The organism is Streptomyces sp. NBC_00690 (assembly GCF_036226685.1).
In the GTDB taxonomy this organism is placed as follows: domain Bacteria; phylum Actinomycetota; class Actinomycetes; order Streptomycetales; family Streptomycetaceae; genus Streptomyces.
The window spans coordinates 6,259,959-6,275,811 of record NZ_CP109009.1 but is presented as its reverse complement, the minus strand read 5'-3'; the positions used below and the strand labels follow the sequence as shown (position 1 = coordinate 6,275,811).

General features: G+C 68.0%; 14 protein-coding genes. 4 read left to right on the top strand and 10 right to left on the bottom strand.

Features of this window, described 5'->3' with window-relative positions; all coding sequences use genetic code 11:
• Positions 1–55: 55 nt before the first annotated feature.
• The 7 genes from OID54_RS27640 to OID54_RS27610 all read right to left on the bottom strand — a co-directional run bounded on the left by OID54_RS27640 (position 56) and on the right by OID54_RS27610 (position 8,108).
• Positions 56–517: a hypothetical protein gene (locus OID54_RS27640; RefSeq protein WP_329023805.1), complete on the bottom strand. Its 462-nt coding sequence runs from the start codon at positions 515–517 to the stop codon at positions 56–58.
• A 378-nt stretch (positions 518–895) separates the two neighbouring features.
• The gene (locus tag OID54_RS27635; protein ID WP_329023803.1) at positions 896–2,308 is read right to left on the bottom strand and encodes an NAD(P)/FAD-dependent oxidoreductase; all 1,413 of its coding nucleotides are present in this window, start codon (positions 2,306–2,308) and stop codon (positions 896–898) included.
• A gap of 36 nt (positions 2,309–2,344) precedes the next feature.
• Positions 2,345–3,142 (bottom strand): ABC transporter permease, encoded by a 798-nt coding sequence (locus OID54_RS27630; RefSeq protein ID WP_329023800.1) that lies wholly within the window; start codon positions 3,140–3,142, stop codon positions 2,345–2,347.
• Complete coding sequence (locus OID54_RS27625) at positions 3,142–4,062, bottom strand: ABC transporter permease (protein WP_329023799.1); 921 nt, start codon at positions 4,060–4,062, stop codon at positions 3,142–3,144. The genes OID54_RS27630 and OID54_RS27625 overlap by 1 nt, the downstream gene beginning before the upstream one ends.
• Positions 4,059–5,210, bottom strand: coding sequence for an ABC transporter ATP-binding protein (locus tag OID54_RS27620; protein WP_329023797.1), 1,152 nt, complete (start codon positions 5,208–5,210; stop codon positions 4,059–4,061). The genes OID54_RS27625 and OID54_RS27620 overlap by 4 nt, the downstream gene beginning before the upstream one ends.
• A 74-nt stretch (positions 5,211–5,284) precedes the next feature.
• Complete coding sequence (locus OID54_RS27615) at positions 5,285–6,541, bottom strand: polyamine ABC transporter substrate-binding protein (protein WP_329023795.1); 1,257 nt, start codon at positions 6,539–6,541, stop codon at positions 5,285–5,287.
• A 55-nt stretch (positions 6,542–6,596) separates the two neighbouring features.
• Complete coding sequence (locus OID54_RS27610; protein WP_329023793.1) at positions 6,597–8,108, bottom strand: gamma-aminobutyraldehyde dehydrogenase; 1,512 nt, start codon at positions 8,106–8,108, stop codon at positions 6,597–6,599.
• Positions 8,109–8,420: 312 nt separating this feature from the next.
• Here OID54_RS27610 and OID54_RS27605 point away from each other — a divergent pair, with 312 nt between their 5' ends.
• On the top strand, positions 8,421–8,990 hold the full coding sequence (locus OID54_RS27605) for an NADAR family protein (protein WP_443055683.1): 570 nt from the start codon (positions 8,421–8,423) through the stop codon (positions 8,988–8,990).
• A 277-nt stretch (positions 8,991–9,267) separates the two neighbouring features.
• Here OID54_RS27605 and OID54_RS27600 read toward each other — a convergent pair whose 3' ends face one another.
• Positions 9,268–9,876, bottom strand: a complete 609-nt coding sequence (locus OID54_RS27600; RefSeq protein WP_329023789.1) for a DUF4190 domain-containing protein — start codon at positions 9,874–9,876, stop codon at positions 9,268–9,270.
• A 110-nt stretch (positions 9,877–9,986) separates the two neighbouring features.
• Between OID54_RS27600 and OID54_RS27595 the strand changes: the two genes are divergently transcribed.
• The 3 genes from OID54_RS27595 to OID54_RS27585 all read left to right on the top strand — a co-directional run bounded on the left by OID54_RS27595 (position 9,987) and on the right by OID54_RS27585 (position 12,673).
• The gene (locus tag OID54_RS27595) at positions 9,987–11,012 is read left to right on the top strand and encodes an adenosine deaminase (protein WP_329023787.1); all 1,026 of its coding nucleotides are present in this window, start codon (positions 9,987–9,989) and stop codon (positions 11,010–11,012) included.
• A gap of 86 nt (positions 11,013–11,098) precedes the next feature.
• On the top strand, positions 11,099–11,827 hold the full coding sequence (locus OID54_RS27590) for a glycerophosphodiester phosphodiesterase (RefSeq protein ID WP_329023785.1): 729 nt from the start codon (positions 11,099–11,101) through the stop codon (positions 11,825–11,827).
• Positions 11,828–11,878: 51 nt separating this feature from the next.
• Positions 11,879–12,673, top strand: coding sequence for an SAM-dependent methyltransferase (locus OID54_RS27585; protein ID WP_329023783.1), 795 nt, complete (start codon positions 11,879–11,881; stop codon positions 12,671–12,673).
• 179 nt (positions 12,674–12,852) lie between these two features.
• On the opposite strand, the gene OID54_RS27580 is transcribed toward OID54_RS27585, so the two are convergent.
• Both OID54_RS27580 and OID54_RS27575 read right to left on the bottom strand, forming a co-directional pair.
• The gene (locus tag OID54_RS27580) at positions 12,853–14,025 is read right to left on the bottom strand and encodes an ABC transporter substrate-binding protein (RefSeq protein ID WP_329023782.1); all 1,173 of its coding nucleotides are present in this window, start codon (positions 14,023–14,025) and stop codon (positions 12,853–12,855) included.
• A 296-nt stretch (positions 14,026–14,321) separates the two neighbouring features.
• Positions 14,322–15,758, bottom strand: coding sequence for a gamma-aminobutyraldehyde dehydrogenase (locus OID54_RS27575; RefSeq protein WP_329023781.1), 1,437 nt, complete (start codon positions 15,756–15,758; stop codon positions 14,322–14,324).
• Between the last annotated feature and the right edge of the window lie 95 nt (positions 15,759–15,853).

The following is a 15,853-nucleotide window of genomic DNA, read 5'->3' as shown; positions in this document are numbered from 1 at the left end:
TCAATTTGGTCCAGACCAATAAGGTTGTCAAGAGTTCTCACAGACACCGGGACCCTCACTCACCCTCATGACGGGCCAGCACGGCCGCCGCCTCATGCATGGCCAACTCCAACAGCAGGGGGTCGTTGAGGTGCCCCGAACCGTCCGGAGCGATCAGCCACCGTGTGCCCCCGGTGCTCGCCCGGCCGGGGTAGGGCACCACGATCCACGTGCCCTGACCTGCACTGCGAATGCCCGTACCCAGCCAGCGACCGGCCGTGCCAGCGGGGACGAAGAAGCCCATCCGGGCATCGCCGAAGTCAGCCAGCACCGGTCCGGGCCGACTGACCAACCGCTGGAGGACGTCCAAGGTGGGATAGCCGAGTTCGGCCGGCAGGATCAATACGTCCCACCGGTGTCCCGCCGGCAGGAGCGTGATCCCGAGCGGGTTGCGCTCCCACTCCCATCGGCAGGCATCCGGATTCGGCGCCACCGACGCCAGCCACTCCACCGCTGTCTTGACCCCCGAGGCAGTCATCGCCCGGCCTCCAACTTTCGTTCCGTGTGTGGTGAACATCGACCTGCACACGGGGAGAGCGGGGTGGGCGCCGGGTATGACGCGACTTTGGCTACTCATTAGTAGTGAACTGCGTCACGCCAAGATCACGGTTGTGCGCCCCTGGCGCCCGGGTTCGGACCGGGGGTGGTACGGGCCGGAGCAATACGGGCCGGAGCAATACGGGCCGGAGCAATACGGCCCGGAGCAATACGGGTCGGTACGAGCCAGGGGTACGGGCCCTGCGGGAGGCACCGCACACAAGACCGCGGCCCCGGTGCCCGGACAGCGCGATCCGGGAATCAGGGCCGCGGCCCGTTCAATGAGCTGAGCCGGTCTTCACCAGTACTCAGCCGGTACTCAGCTGTCGAAGCCCAGCCCCAGTCGGTCCATCGTCTTCAGCCAGACGTTCCGACGGCCCCCGTTGGCGTCCGCCTGCGCCAGCGACCACTTGGTGATCCCGATGCCCGCCCAGGCCACCGGCTCGGGCGGGAAGGGCAGCGGCTTGCTGCGGACCATCTCCAACTCGGTGCGCTCGGTGCGCTCCCCCGCGAGCAGGTCGAGCATCACATCGCCGCCGAACCGGGTCGCCCCCACGCCCAGGCCCGTGTAGCCCGCCGCATAGGCGACCCGGCCGCCGTGCGCCGTACCGAAGAACGCCGAGAAGCGCGAGCAGGTGTCGATGGCACCGCCCCAGGCATGGCTGAAGCGCAGCCCCGCCAGCTGGGGGAAGTAGCGGAAGAAGTGCTCGGCGAGCTTGAGATAGGTCTCCGGACGATGGTCCAGCTCTGCGCTGACCTTGCCGCCGAACGGGTAGATCGCGTCATAGCCGCCCCACAGGATGCGGTGGTCGGCCGTGATCCGGAAGTAGTGGAACTGGTTGGCAACGTCGCCGAGCCCCTGCCGACCGCCCCAGCCGATCTCCGCGAGCTGGGCCGGACTGAGCGGCTCGGTCATCAGCGCGTAGTCGTAGACCGGAACGGTGTACGGCCGCACCCGCTTGACCAGGGAGGGGAACACATTGGTGCCCAGCGCGACCCGGCTCGCGAAGACCCGTCCGTAGGGGGTGCGCACGGCCATGCCCGCCCCGGCCGTGGCGAGGTCGAGGCCGGGGGTGTTCTCGTAGATCCGCACGCCGAGTTCCCGGCAGGCGCGCTTGAGGCCCCAGGCGAGCCGGGCGGGGTGCAGCATGGCCGTCCCCCGTTTGTCCCACAGCCCGCCGAGGAAGATCGGCGAGTTCACCTCGGCACGCACGGCGTCCTGGTCGAGGAGGGTGAGCCCCTCAATGCCGAGCCGCTGGGTCTCCTCGTACATCTCGGCCAACTCGGCCACCTGGTAGGGCTCGGTGGCGACGTCGAGACTGCCGGTGCGCTCGAAGTCGCAGTCGATCGAGTAGCGGGCGACCGTCTCCTCGATGCCGTCGAGGTTTCGGGCGCCGAGTTCCTCCAGTCGATCGATCTCCCCGGGCCAGCGCGCCAGCCCGTTGCTCAGGCCGTGGGTCAGCGATGCGGCGCAGAAGCCGCCGTTGCGGCCCGAGGCGGCCCAGCCCACCTCGCGGCCTTCGATCAGGACGACCTCGGTGGCCGGGTCGCGCTCCTTGGCGAGCAGTGCGGTCCACAGTCCGCTGTAGCCACCGCCGACGACCAGGAGATCGCAACGGTCGTCGCCGGTGAGCGCGGGCAGCGCCGCCGGCTTGTCCGGGTCGTCCAGCCAGTACGGCACGGGCTGGGCGTCGGACAGGGATGAGGCAAAGGTCATGGCAGCTGGGGCCATGGTTTCCACTCCTTCGAGGACCCGCGGGTGCGGGCCTTACTTGGATCGTGCGCTGTGCTTCCGCCGGCTGCTGATCAGCTGGGCGGCGACCACGATCAGTACGGCGATGACGAACATGGCCGTACCGATGACATTGATCTGAACGGGTGTGCCGCGCTGTGCCGAGCCCCATACGAACATGGGGAAGGTGACCGTGCTACCCGAGTTGAAATTGGTGATGATGAAATCGTCGAAGGACAGCGCGAACGCGAGCATCGCGCCCGCGGCGATTCCCGGTGCGGCAATGGGGAGAGTGACCCGCAAAAAGGTCTGCACCGGTCCCGCATAGAGATCCCGCGCGGCCTCTTCGAGCCGTGGGTCCATGGAAAGGACCCGCGCTTTGACGGCGACCACCACGAAGCTGAGGCAGAACATGGTGTGCGCTATGAGGATGGTCCAGAAACCCAGCTGGGCGCCGAGGTTCAGGAACAGCGTGAGCAGTGAGGCGGCCATCACGACTTCGGGCATCGCCATCGGCAGGAAGATGAGCGAATTGATCGTGCCGCGGGCTTTGAAGCGATATCGGACCAGGGCGAAGGCGATCATCGCACCGAGTACGGTCGCCCCGATCGTGGCGAAGAACGCGATCTGGAGCGAGAGCACCAGCGAGCCGCACATATCGGCGACACCGCAGGGGTCCTGCCATGCCTCCGTGGAGAATTCGCGCCAGGAGTAATTGAACTTTCCGGCCGGATTGTTGAAGGAGAACACCATGACGACGATGTTCGGCAGGATCAGATACGCGAGCGTCAGCAGACCCGCGATCACGATGATATTGCGCCGTAGCCAACGCATCAGACCAGGTCCTCCGTTCCAGCCCGGCGAATGTAGATCGTGACCACGATCAGGACGACCGCCATGAGGATGAATGAGAGCGCCGCCGCGGTCGGATAGTCGAGCACCCGTAGGAACTGCGACTGGATGACGTTGCCGACCATCTTGGTGTCGGTGGAGCCGAGCAGTTCGGCATTGATGTAGTCACCGCTGGCCGGGATGAAGGTCAGCATGGTCCCGGAGACCACACCCGGCATGGACAGCGGGAAGGTCACCTTGCGGAAGGCGGTCGACGGCTTCGCGTAGAGGTCTCCCGCTGCCTCGTGGAGCCTGGTGTCGATCCGTTCCAGGGAGGTGTAGAGCGGAAGGATCATGAACGGGAGGAAGTTGTACGTCAGACCGGTGACGACGGCGAGCGGAGTGGCGAGCACCCGGCTGCCGTCGGTCATCCCCAGCCAGTTGGTGACATCCAGGAAGCCGATGGTGTTGAGCGTCTCCACCACCGGGCCGCTGTCGGCGAGGATCGTCTTCCAGGCCAGGGTGCGGATCAGGAAGCTGGTGAAGAACGGCGCGATAACCAGGACCAGCAGCAGATTGCGCCAGCGGCCGGCCTTGAACGCGATCAGATACGCCAGCGGATAGCCGAGCAGCAGACACAGAATCGTGGCGGTGCCCGCGTAGAGCACCGAGCGCACGAAGTGCGGCCAGTACTCGGTGAGGGCGTCCCAGTAGGTCGGGAAGTGCCAGGTGACCTTGAAGCCCTCTTCCAGGGACCCGGTCTGGACCGAGGTCGACGCCTGGTAGACCAGGGGCAGCGCGAAGAAAACGAGCAGCCAGAGGATGCCGGGGAGCAGCAGCCAGTACGGCACCAGCTTGCGGCGCAGCGACGGCTTGTGGACCACTCCCGCTTCGGCCGCGGCGGCGGTGGCGGTTGCGGTCATGAGGTCTCCCCCACCGTCTCCACGCCCGCGTCGATGTCCTGGGCCGCGTCGAGCCCGAAGGTGTGGTCCGGGTTCCAGTGCAGGACCACCTGGGCGCCGGGCACCAGCCGGGGGTCCCGCTCGATGTTCTGGATGTACACCTCCAGCTCCGGGCAGACGGGGCTGTCGATGATGAACTGGGTGGAGACGCCGATGAAGCTGGAGTCGGCGATGGTGCCGGTGAGCCGGTTGCGGCCGGGGCCGATCCCGTCCGCTTCATCGGCGTGGGTCAGGGAGATCTTCTCGGGCCGGATGCCGACCAGGATCTTGCCGCCGGTGCTGGGCGTGGTGGCGCAGCGGTCGACGGGGAGCTTCAGGGTGGCGTCCGCGGCACTGACGGCCACCTCGCCGCCACCCGACGAGACCACCGTGGCCTCGATCAGGTTGGAGGTGCCGAGGAAGTTGGCGACGAAGGTGGTGTGCGGGTTCTCGTAGAGCTCCGCGGGGGCGCCGAGCTGCTCCACCCGTCCGCCGTTCATCACCGCGACGGTGTCGGCCATGGTCATGGCCTCTTCCTGGTCGTGGGTGACATGGACGAAGGTGATGCCGACCTCGGTCTGGATGCGCTTGAGTTCCAGCTGCATCTGGCGTCGAAGCTTGAGGTCGAGCGCGCCGAGCGGCTCGTCGAGCAGCAGGACCTGCGGGTGGTTGATCAGGGCCCGGGCCACGGCGACGCGCTGCTGCTGGCCGCCGGAGAGCTGGTGCGGCTTGCGCTGGGCGAAATCACCGAGCTGTACGAGGTCCAGCATCTCGCCGACCTGCTTCTTCACTGACTTGATACCGCGCCTGCGCAGGCCGAAGGCGACGTTCTCCGCGATCGACAGGTGAGGGAAGAGCGCATAGCTCTGGAACACCGTGTTCACGGGGCGTTTGTAGGGGGGCAGCCCGGTGACGTCGCGGTCGCCGAGGAACACGCTTCCGGTGCTGGGGTCCTCCAGGCCGGCGATCATCCGCAGGGTGGTGGTCTTTCCACAGCCGGAGGCGCCGAGCAGCGCGAAGAACGAGCCCTGGGGAACGGTCAGATCGAGGGGATGGACGGCTTGGAAGGAGCCGTAGTTCTTGCTGATCCCGGAGAGGCGGACATCTCCGCCCGCAGTTGTGTCAGTCATGGGTCGCGTTCCCAGGGGTTGCGGTCAGACGAGGACGGGGGCGCTGGGTGGTTCGGCGCATGGGCGGGGCGGGCTCAGGCACCGATGAGCTTGGCGAACTTCTCTTCGTACGCCTTCTCCTCCGCTGCGCTCAGCGAGCGGAAGGCGTGGGACTTGGCGGCCATCGCCCGGTCCGGAATGATCAGGGTGTTGCTGGCCAGAGCGGGATCGATCTTCGCCAGCTCGGGGGCCACACCCTCGACGGGGCACACATAATTGATGTACGCGGCGAGCTGGGCGGCCACCGGCGGCTCGTAGTAGTAGTCGATGAGCCGCGTGGCGTTCTTCTGGTGCCGGGCACCGGCCGGGACCAGCAGGTTGTCGCTGGAGGTGATGTATCCGGCGGCCGGGATCGCGTATTTGATGTCCGGATTGCCCGCTTGGAGTTGGATGACGTCCCCGGCCCAGGCGAGACAGGCGGCCAGGTCGCCCTTGTCCAGGTCGGAGGTGTAGTCGTTGCCCGTGAAGCGGCGGATCTGCTTCTTGTCGACGCCCTTCTGCAGCCGGCCGATCGCGGCGTCGAAGTCGGCGTCGGTGAACTTCCCGGGGTCTTTGCCAAGGTCGAGGAGGGCCATTCCGACGGTGTCGCGCATCTCGGTGAGGAAGCCGACGCGACCCTTCAGGGTGGGGTCGTCGAGGAGTTGGGCGACCGAGTCGACCTTCTTGCCACCGGTGGCCTTCGAGTTGTAGGCGATGACGGTGGAGATACCGGTCCAGGGGTACGAGTAGGCCCGGCCGGGGTCCCAGTCGGGACTGCGGAACTGCGCGGAGAGATTGGCGTACGCGTTCGGCAGCAGCGAGGCGTCCAGCTTCTGCGCCCAGCCGAGGCGGATCATCCGACCCGCGAGCCAGTCGGTGACGCTGATCAGATCGCGGCCCGTGGGCTGGCCGGCGGCGAGTTGCGGCTGGATCTTGCCGAAGAACTCGACGTTGTCGTTGATGTCCTCGGTGTACTTGACCTTGATACCGGTCCGCTTGGTGAACTCGACCAGCGTGGGACGGCTCTTCTCGTCCTCGCTGACGTCCATGTACTCGGTCCAGTTGGAGAAGCTGAGTGTCTTCTCCTTGTCCGAGTGGTCATCGGACGACTGCGCCCCGCCCTCCCGTTTGGCGGGTGGGATGCCACAGCCGCTCAGGGCGGCCATCGCACCCACGCCGAGCGCTCCGACACCGCCCGCGCGCAGCACCGAACGGCGGGTGAGGGCGCCCCGGCCGCTGGTGAGGGTGCGCCGCATCGCAGCGAGTTGGGCCCCGGAGAGGTCCTTGGGACCTTCGGACTCGTATCGGTCCATAAAGCTGTGCCCTTTCGGGATGGGGGCCGCCCCCGCGCACGGGGGCGGCGATCGGCTATCTGTCCCCGAAGATCGTGCGGTGCCAGTCCTTCGCGGCCACCGCGGTGTTGTCGTACATGACGTGCTTGACCTGCGTGTATTCCTCGAAGGAGTACGTGGACATGTCCTTGCCGTATCCCGATGCCTTGTATCCGCCGTGCGGCATCTCGCTGATGATCGGGATGTGGTCGTTCACCCAGACGCAGCCGGCCTTGATCTCACGGGTGGCGCGGCCGGCCCGATAGACGTCGCGTGTCCAGGCGGAGGCGGCGAGTCCGTACGGGGTGTCATTGGCGAGTGCGATGCCCTCGTCGTCGGAGTCGAACGGCAGGATGACCAGGACCGGGCCGAAGATCTCGGACTGGACGATCTCGCTGTCCTGGGCGGCGCCCGCGATCAGGGTCGGCAGGTAGAAGGCGCCCTCGGGGCGGTCCTTGGGAACGGCGCCGCCGGTGACGACCCTGGCGTAGGCGCGGGCCCGCTCCACGAAGCCGGCGACACGGTCGCGGTGGGCGTGCGAGACCAGGGGGCCGAGGTCGGTGGCCGGGTCGAAGGGGTCGCCCACCCGCACGCTCGCCATCACATCGGCGATGCCGGCGGTGAGCTGGTCGTAGAGGGGGCGCTGCACATAGACGCGCGTAGCAGCGGTGCAGTCCTGACCGGAGTTGATCAGCGATCCGGCGACAGCGCCCTGGATCGCGGCCTCGGGGTCGGCGTCGTCGAAGACGACGAAGGGGGCCTTGCCGCCGAGTTCGAGGTGCAGTCGCTTGACGGTGGACGTGGCGATCTCGGCGACGCGCTTGCCCACGGCGGTGGAGCCGGTGAAGGAGGTCATGGCCACGTCCGGGTGGCCCACCAGGTGCTCTCCGGCGCCGAGGCCGGCGCCGGAGACGATGTTGATGACACCGTCGGGGATACCGGCCTCGGTCGCGGCCTGGGCGAACATCAGCGAGGTCAGCGGGGTGATCTCAGCCGGCTTGAGGACGATGGTGTTGCCCGCGGCGATGGCCGGAAGGATCTTCCAGGCGGCCATCTGGAGTGGATAGTTCCAGGGGGCGATGGAGCCGATGACACCGATCGCCTCGCGGCGTACGTACGAGGTGTGGTCACCGCTGTACTCGCCGGCCGACTGGCCCTGGAGGTGGCGGGCCGCTCCTGCGAAGAAGGCGGTGTTGTCCACCGTGCCGGGAACGTCGAACTCGGTGCTGAGCTTGATGGGCTTGCCGCACTGGAGGGACTCGGCCCGGGCGAAGTCGTCGGCCTGGGCTGCGAGCACCGAGGCGAAGCTGTGCAGGGCGTCGGAGCGCTCACCGGGGGTGGCGCCCGCCCACTGGGGGAACGCCTCGCGGGCGGCGGCGACGGCAGCGTCCACATCGGCGGTTCCCGCCAGCTCGTAGCCGAGGACGGTCTCACCGGTGGCCGGGTCGACGATGTCCTGCGTACGCCCTGAGGTGCCGGGCCGTAGCTCTCCGGCGATGTACTGCGCGCCGCCGGCGAAACGGTCCTGCATCTGGTCGCGGTTGCCCATGACGTCTCCGTAGTCCCAGTTCGATGCACATCGCCCTGGATGTTGACTGATTGGTGCCCGGACCATGCCGGGCGGTGCCTTGGTCGTGCCGGAAGGATGGTGGGAGGCCGCAGGGCCACGGACAGCGAGATTCCGGCGCTCGACGTCGTTGTCCCAGCGTGAATGGAGTGCCGATCCTGACAGAGCACCCTTAAGCCAACAAGTGATTCCGTTGTTGCCTTTTGGTTACGCGACGGAATCGGTCGACCATCTGTCGCGTCTACGGGCAATTCCCCGTACGGAATGTCAGTGGTGGATGCAAGACTCGCGTGCATGGCGATGGATGAGCTGATGCAGCAGGTCAGCAGTGGTGAGCGCATCAAGTATCTGCACTTTTGGGGGCACCGAGCGCGTCCGGACGGAAAGATCGGCGCGGGCTGTCTCAGCCAGTGGTGGCCCTCACCATTCACGGTGGACAAAGTGCACTATGCGACGGCCGAGCACTGGATGATGGCGGAGAAGGCCAGGCTGTTCGATGACCCGGAGGCCGAGCGGCGGGCCCTCGAAGCCAACAGTCCGGCGGAGGCCAAGAAGGCCGGCCGGCTGGTGCGCGGCTTCGACGAGAGTGTGTGGAAGCGTGAGCGCTTCGACATCGTGCGCCGTGGCAGCGTCCACAAGTTCGGCCGGCTCCCGGAGCTCAGGGCCTTTCTCCTGGGCACCGGAGACCGGGTACTGGTGGAGGCGAGCCCACAGGACCGGATCTGGGGGATCGGAATGACGGCCGATGACGAGCGGGCGGCGGACCCGACCCGCTGGCGGGGGCTGAACCTCTTGGGATTCGCGCTGATGGAGGCCCGGGAGGAGCTGCGGGGCTCGCAGGGGGCGATAGACCCGCCCGGATAGGCACGCGTATGACCGGGGATGAGCGGGCTCCTGCCCTGCGCGCCACCTGGCATAGGTCAGAGGGAGCCGCTCCGGGCGCCGGCCCTGGTGCTCCTATCGCCTTCCGGGCAAGAGCGCCCGGCCCAGGCACCTTCGCCGAGTCCCACTGACGCGCGCTGAAATTCATGGGGGACGGGAAGCGCCGGGATGTAGAAGCACCCCGGCGCGGTCCGTACGAGCGTCCTCGTTCGAAGTCACTCCCCAAGCGCTGTCCCGCCGAGTATTGGCGGGACCGCCCTTAGATCTGCTCGCTGGCGATCCCCCACACGATCAACGCCACGTAGAGCCCGCCGAGCACAATGCCGATCACGCCCAGGATGATCCCGGACAGCGCCATCCCGCCGTTGTTCGCCTCGCCCTGCCGCACGCGCTTGCGGCCGATGGTGCCGAAGACGATGGCCATGATGCCCAGGACGATCGAGACCACGCCGTAGAGACAGAAGAGCAACGTGGCCACGATGCCGAGCACCATCGCGGTGGTGCCCAGCCCGTTCTGCTGTGGGAGCAGCGGCTGGTGGCCCGGCTGACCGTAGCCCGGGTAGCCCGGGAAGGGCGCATACCCCGCAGGCCCCTGCTGCGGCGCACCGGGAGCAGCCGGATATCCGTATGGGCCCGCCGGGGCTGCGGCCGGACCGCCGGGCGCCACCGGAGGCGGCGGCACCGAACCGGTGGACGGCGGGGGCACGGCACCGGGCATGGCGGCGATGGTGGGCTGGTCGTGGACGTGCGGTGAAGGATAGGGAGGCGTGGGCTGCCCTGATCCCCCGTACGGCGCGGCCGGAGCCGGTGGTGCCCACGGGTCGTGCGGTTCCTGTCCGCCCATCGGTTGGGACGGGTGATCAGTCATGGTTCTCCCCCCGATTGTCCTGCGGTCATGCTAAAGCCTCGACCGTACGGACGAACCGGCCGCCTACGATGATCCGTGCCCACTACGCCCGATCGCCCCGGAGGACCTCGATGACCGATCTGCACACCTTCATCGCGGGGCTGCCCAAGGCGGAACTGCATGTGCACCACGTCGGATCGGCGTCCCCCAGGATCGTCGCCGAACTCGCCGCCCAGCACCCGGACTCCAAGGTGCCGACGGACCCCGAGGCGCTGGCGGACTACTTCACCTTCACGGACTTCGCCCACTTCATCGACGTCTATCTGTCGGTGGTCGATCTGATCCGCACCCCCGAGGACGTCCGGCTGCTCACCTTCGAGGTGGCCCGTGACATGGCGCGCCAGAACATCCGCTACGCGGAGCTGACGATCACCCCCTTCAGTTCGACCCGTCGCGGCATCGACGAGCGGGCCTTCATGGACGCGATCGAGGACGCCCGCAAGGCGGCGGAGCGGGAGTTGGGCGTGGTGCTGCGGTGGTGCTTCGACATTCCCGGAGAAGCCGGGTTGGAAGCGGCCGACGAGACCACCCGGCTCGCGGTGGACCTGCGCCCCGAAGGGCTGGTCTCCTTCGGGCTGGGCGGCCCGGAGATCGGTGTGTCCCGGGCCCAGTTCACCTCGCACTTCGACCGGGCGATCGCGGCCGGTCTGCGATCGGTGCCGCACGCCGGTGAGACCACGGGACCGCAGACGATCTGGGACTCGATCCGTCATCTGGGGGCTGAGCGCATCGGGCACGGCACCAGCGCCGTCCAGGACCCGGCGCTGCTCGCCCATCTCGCCGAGCACCGCATTCCGCTGGAGGTGTGCCCCACCTCGAACATCGCCACGCGAGCGGTCCTCGACCTCGAACAGCACCCGATCAGGCAGATGGTCGAGGCCGGAGTGCTGGTCACCGTCAACAGCGACGACCCGCCGATGTTCGGTACCGACCTCAACACCGAGTACGCGGTCGCGGCGCGACTCCTGGACCTCGATGAGCACGGGGTGGCGGAACTCGCGAAGAACGCCGTGGAGGCTTCGTTCCTCGACCCCGCCGGCAAGTCCAGGATCAGCGGCGAGATCGACGCCTACACCACGGCCTGGCTGGTGCCCTGAGCAAGCCGACACTGCCGGGTGGGGCGGTTGCGCAGCATCCGGTCCACCCGGCAGCGGACGCCGTGAAGTGCGGTGACAATGGGGCCATGCCTACCGTCACCGCCGTGGGACACCGCGGCGATCCCTACCTCGCCCGTGAGAACACCCTCCCCTCGCTCCGCTCAGCCGTGGCCAGGGGAGCCGATGCGGTGGAGATCGATGTGCGGGTGACCCGGGACCACGTACCCGTCCTGCTGCACGACGCCACGCTGAAGCGCCTGTGGAACCACGACCGACGGCTCAAGGACCTCACGTACACCGAGGTGGCCCGGCTGACCGGGCAGGGCGTGCCCACCTTGGACGAGGCCCTGCGCACACTGTCGGACCATCGCGTGATGATCGATCTGCCGGGTGCCACACCGGAGTCGGTACGCACGGTCGTGGGCGCGGTCGGCGAAGGGGGAGCCGGGGACCGGGTGTACTACTGCGCGGGACCGGCCACCATGCTCGCGGTGCGCACGGCCGATCCGTCCGCGGAGATCGCCCTGACCTGGACCTCGCTGGCGCCGCCGCGCCCGGTCCTCCTGGCCGCCGTACGCCCCCGCACGCTCAACTACCGCTTTGGCCTGGTCAGCCGGGGGCTCGTGGATCGTGTCCACCGTGACGGCCTGTTGGTCTCCGCCTGGACCGCCGACACCCGTCACACCATGCGTCGACTGCTGGCAGCGGGCATCGACTCCATCACCAGCAACCGCATCGGCACCCTGCGTTCGGTGCTGTCCTCGGCCGCAACTCCGGAAGGCGTACCGAACTCCCCGCCGGCCACGACGACTTGATCATTTCGGGCATGATGGACCACCCGCCCCCCTCCGGCCGAGGAGCCGCCGATGAATGACCGAATCCGTACCGATGTCGCCCATAACGCCCGAGTTTGGAATCACTGGCTCGGCGGCAAGGACAACTACCCGGTCGATCGCGCCGTGGGTGACCACATCACCGCCCTCTATCCGAGCATCGGGGAAGTGGCCCGCGCGGACCGGTCGTTCCTACGGCGTGCGGTGACCCATCTGACCGCCGACCTCGGCGTACGGCAGTTCCTCGACATCGGGACGGGGCTGCCCACCGCGGAGAACACCCACGAGGTCGCCCAGCGCATCGCCCCCGACTCCCGGATCGTGTACGTCGACAACGACCCGATCGTGCTGGCCCACGCCCGGGCGCTGCTCACCAGTTCCCCGGAGGGCGCGACCTCGTACGTCGACGCGGACGCCCACGATCCGCAGGCGATCGTCCGTGCCGTCCGTACCGTGGATGGAGCACTGGATCTGACACGTCCGGTGGCCGTGATAATGCTGGGCATCCTGAACTTCGTGCTCGACACCGACCAGGCCCGTTCGATCGCCCGTTCCCTGATGTCCGCGATGCCTTCCGGCAGCCATCTGGTGGTCACCCATCCGACGCTGGAACTCGGCGGTGAGGGCAACACCGACGCGATGGCGTTCTGGAACGAGAACGCCACCCCGCCCATCACCGCTCGTACGGGGGCGGAGATCACCTCGTTCTTCGACGGCCTGGAGATCCTGGAGCCGGGCGTGGTGTGCTGTGCGCACTGGCGGGTGGAGGACGGCGTGGAGCTGCCTCCACGGGTGGCGCAGTACGGCGCGGTGGGCCGCAAGCCCTAGGCGTACGGGACATCACGGGGTCTCCCGGGCCCGGCGATGGAACCCGACTCGTCGACCGATGCGGCCCGGACGGAAGGCGGGGCAGGGGCGAAACTGAACCGCGGACGCCCCGGTGGCCCTTCGGTCATCCTGGGCACGACCCACGATCCAGCCCCCGGTCCGGCCAGGCCACGGTCCGGTCATAGACCCGCGATCGTGTTCCAGCGCTGTGCGAGCCGGACCCGTTCCGCGGAGGTGATGTCCCGGGCGATGGCGAGTCGGCGGCGCATCTCGTCGTCGGGGAAGATCAGTGGGTCTTCGGCGAGGGCCGCGGTCTCCTCGTCCTTGGCGGAGGCCAGGACGTCACGGGCCGCGGGCACCGGGCAGACGTAGTTGACCCAGCTCGCGAGTTCGGCGGCGACCTCCGGCTGGTAGTAGTGGTCGATCAGCGCCTCGGCGTTGCGCTTGTGATGGGCGAGGTTGGGGATCATCAGGCTCTCGGCCCAGAGTTCGCCGCCCTCCTCGGGCACGACGAAGGCGATGTCGGGGTTGTCCGCCTGAAGTTGGATGACGTCCCCCGAGTACGCCTGGCACGCCAGCACGTCCCCGCTGTCGAGGTCCTTGATGTAGTCGTTGCCGGTGAAGCGTCGGATGTGGCGGCGCTTCACCATGCGTTCCACCCGGTCGCACATGTCGTGGAAGTCGTCCTCGGTCCAGCGGGTGACGTCCACGCCCTCGCCCTGCATCAGGAGGGCGAAGGACTCGTCGAGCCCGGAGAGCAGGGTGACCCGCCCCCGCAGGTCGTCCGCCCACAGATCCGCGGTGCTCCGCAGTTCCCGGCCGAGCTTCTTGCGGTTGTAGGCGATGCCCGTGATCCCGGACTGCCAGGGGACGCTGTGCAGCCGGCCCTCGTCGAAAGCGGGCGAGCGCAGTTGGGGGTCCAGATACCGGGTGACGTTCGGCTGCCGGGCCCGGTCCATCTCCTGCACCCAGCCGAGCCGGACGAATCGGGCGGCCATCCAGTCGCTGATCACGATGAGGTCCCGGCCGGTCTCCTGGTGGTTCATCAGGGCCGGACTGACCTTGCCGAAGAACTCGTCGTTGTCGTTGATCTCCTCTGTGTAGCGGACCTTGATTCCGGTGCGCTCGGTGAAGGCGGCCAGCGTGGGCCGACGGGACTCGTTCTTCTCGTCGGTGTCGATGTACAGCGGCCAGTTCGCGAAGTGGACGCTGCGATCCTGCGCCGACCGGTCCCGGCCTGCGCGATCGCCGGGCTGCACATAGGCGGCCGGCACCCCGCAGCCGGTGAGGGCAGCACCGCCGGCGAGGGCGGCGCCCGCACCGAGCGCGCGCAGCAGGGACCGCCGTGACATGGGATTCATCCGTAGCGCTGACACCTGCGCAGGATGTCCGGTGTGACCGGCTGTGGACAATGGACGGTCCGTCGACCCCTGACGGCGGGGCGGGACACCTTGTCGATCATTCGACGGGGTGCAGCGGGGGTAGGGAACCACCCCGCGTCCTCCCGCGTCCGACCCGGACATGCCCGTGTCGACGGGGTGCAGCGGGGGTAGGGGACCACCCCGCGTCCTCCCGCGTCCGACCCGCTGTCGCCCCGGACATGCCCGTGCCCCGCACCGGAGGGACCGGGCGGGGCACGAAGCTGGGGTCAGCCGTCGAGGGACGTCATCACGTGCTTGATCCGCGTGTAGTCCTCGAAGCCGTAGGCGGACAGGTCCTTGCCGTACCCGGACTTCTTGTAGCCGCCGTGCGGCATCTCGGCCACGAGCGGGATGTGGGTGTTGATCCAGACGCAACCGAAGTCGAGCGCCTTCGACATCCGCATGGCACGCGCGTGGTCCTTGGTCCACACGGAGGACGCCAACGCGTACTCGACGTCGTTGGCCCACCCGAGCGCCTGCGCCTCGTCGGTGAAGGACTGGACGGTGATGACCGGACCGAAGACCTCGTTCTGGATGATCTCGTCGTCCTGCTTGAGGCCGGAGACCACGGTGGGGGCGTAGAAGTACCCCTTGTCCCCTACGCGCTTGCCGCCCGCCTCCACCTTGGCGTGCGCCGGCAGCCGGTCGATGAACCCGGAGACCTGGGCGAGCTGGTTGGCGTTGTTCAGGGGGCCGTAGAGCACGTCCTCGTCGGGCGCACCCGTCTTGGTCTCGGACGCGGTCTTGGCGAGGGCGGCCACGAACTCGTCGTGGATGGACTCGTGGACGAGGACGCGGGTCGCAGCCGTACAGTCCTGGCCGGCGTTGAAGTATCCGGCGACCGCGATGTCCTCGACGGCCTTGGCGATGTCGGTGTCCTCGAAGACCACGACGGGGGCCTTGCCGCCCAGCTCCAGGTGAACGCGCTTGACGTCCTTGGCTGCGGACTCGGCCACCTGCATGCCCGCACGTACCGAACCGGTGATGGAGGCCATCGCCGGGGTGGGGTGCTCGACCATTGCGCGGCCGGTGTCACGGTCGCCGCAGATGACGTTGAAGACGCCCTTGGGGACGATGGCACCGATGATCTCGGCCAGCAGCACCGTGGACGCGGGGGTGGTGTCCGACGGCTTGAGGACGACGGTGTTGCCCGCGGCGAGCGCCGGGGCGAACTTCCAGACGGCCATCATCATCGGGTAGTTCCAGGGGGCGACCTGCGCGCAGACGCCGACCGGCTCCCGGCGGATGATGGAGGTGAAACCCTCCATGTACTCACCGGCGGAGCGGCCTTCCAGCATTCGCGCGGCACCGGCGAAGAAGCGGATCTGGTCCACCATGGGCGGGATCTCTTCGGTGCGGACGAGTTCCAGCGGCTTGCCGGTGTTCTCGGACTCGATGGCGATCAGGTCCTCGGCCCGCTCCTCCACCGCGTCCGCGATCTTGAGCAGTACGCGCTGCCGCTCGGCCGGGGTCGCATCGCGCCAGGCGGGGAAGGCTGCCTCCGCGGCGTCCATGGCGGCATCGACGTCAGCCTGCCCGGAGAGCGGGGAGGCAGCGTAGACATCTCCGGTGGCGGGGTTGATGACATCAATCGTCCGGCCGTCGGCGGCGTCCCGGAACTCCCCGTTGATGTAGTTGCGCAGACGTCGCAGCTCGGTGGTCATTGTTGCCACCCCTCCTGTCAGATCTCCGATGGGTGAGTCGCGGCCAGCCTAAGCGCACCAGCGACGTTTTCAATAGCCCCAGCACCCCCAATCTA

Excerpts from the sequence above, each read along its gene's own strand:
- OID54_RS27640 (WP_329023805.1), bottom strand. The coding sequence starts at position 517 with ATGACTGCCTCGGGGGTCAAGACAGCGGTGGAGTGGCTGGCGTCGGTG.
- OID54_RS27635 (WP_329023803.1), bottom strand. The coding sequence starts at position 2,308 with ATGGCCCCAGCTGCCATGACCTTTGCCTCATCCCTGTCCGACGCCCAG.
- OID54_RS27630 (WP_329023800.1), bottom strand. The coding sequence starts at position 3,142 with ATGCGTTGGCTACGGCGCAATATCATCGTGATCGCGGGTCTGCTGACG.
- OID54_RS27625 (WP_329023799.1), bottom strand. The coding sequence starts at position 4,062 with ATGACCGCAACCGCCACCGCCGCCGCGGCCGAAGCGGGAGTGGTCCAC.
- OID54_RS27620 (WP_329023797.1), bottom strand. The coding sequence starts at position 5,210 with ATGACTGACACAACTGCGGGCGGAGATGTCCGCCTCTCCGGGATCAGC.
- OID54_RS27615 (WP_329023795.1), bottom strand. The coding sequence starts at position 6,541 with ATGGACCGATACGAGTCCGAAGGTCCCAAGGACCTCTCCGGGGCCCAA.
- OID54_RS27610 (WP_329023793.1), bottom strand. The coding sequence starts at position 8,108 with ATGGGCAACCGCGACCAGATGCAGGACCGTTTCGCCGGCGGCGCGCAG.
- OID54_RS27605 (WP_443055683.1), top strand. The coding sequence starts at position 8,421 with ATGGCGATGGATGAGCTGATGCAGCAGGTCAGCAGTGGTGAGCGCATC.
- OID54_RS27600 (WP_329023789.1), bottom strand. The coding sequence starts at position 9,876 with ATGACTGATCACCCGTCCCAACCGATGGGCGGACAGGAACCGCACGAC.
- OID54_RS27595 (WP_329023787.1), top strand. The coding sequence starts at position 9,987 with ATGACCGATCTGCACACCTTCATCGCGGGGCTGCCCAAGGCGGAACTG.
- OID54_RS27590 (WP_329023785.1), top strand. The coding sequence starts at position 11,099 with ATGCCTACCGTCACCGCCGTGGGACACCGCGGCGATCCCTACCTCGCC.
- OID54_RS27585 (WP_329023783.1), top strand. The coding sequence starts at position 11,879 with ATGAATGACCGAATCCGTACCGATGTCGCCCATAACGCCCGAGTTTGG.
- OID54_RS27580 (WP_329023782.1), bottom strand. The coding sequence starts at position 14,025 with ATGTCACGGCGGTCCCTGCTGCGCGCGCTCGGTGCGGGCGCCGCCCTC.
- OID54_RS27575 (WP_329023781.1), bottom strand. The coding sequence starts at position 15,758 with ATGACCACCGAGCTGCGACGTCTGCGCAACTACATCAACGGGGAGTTC.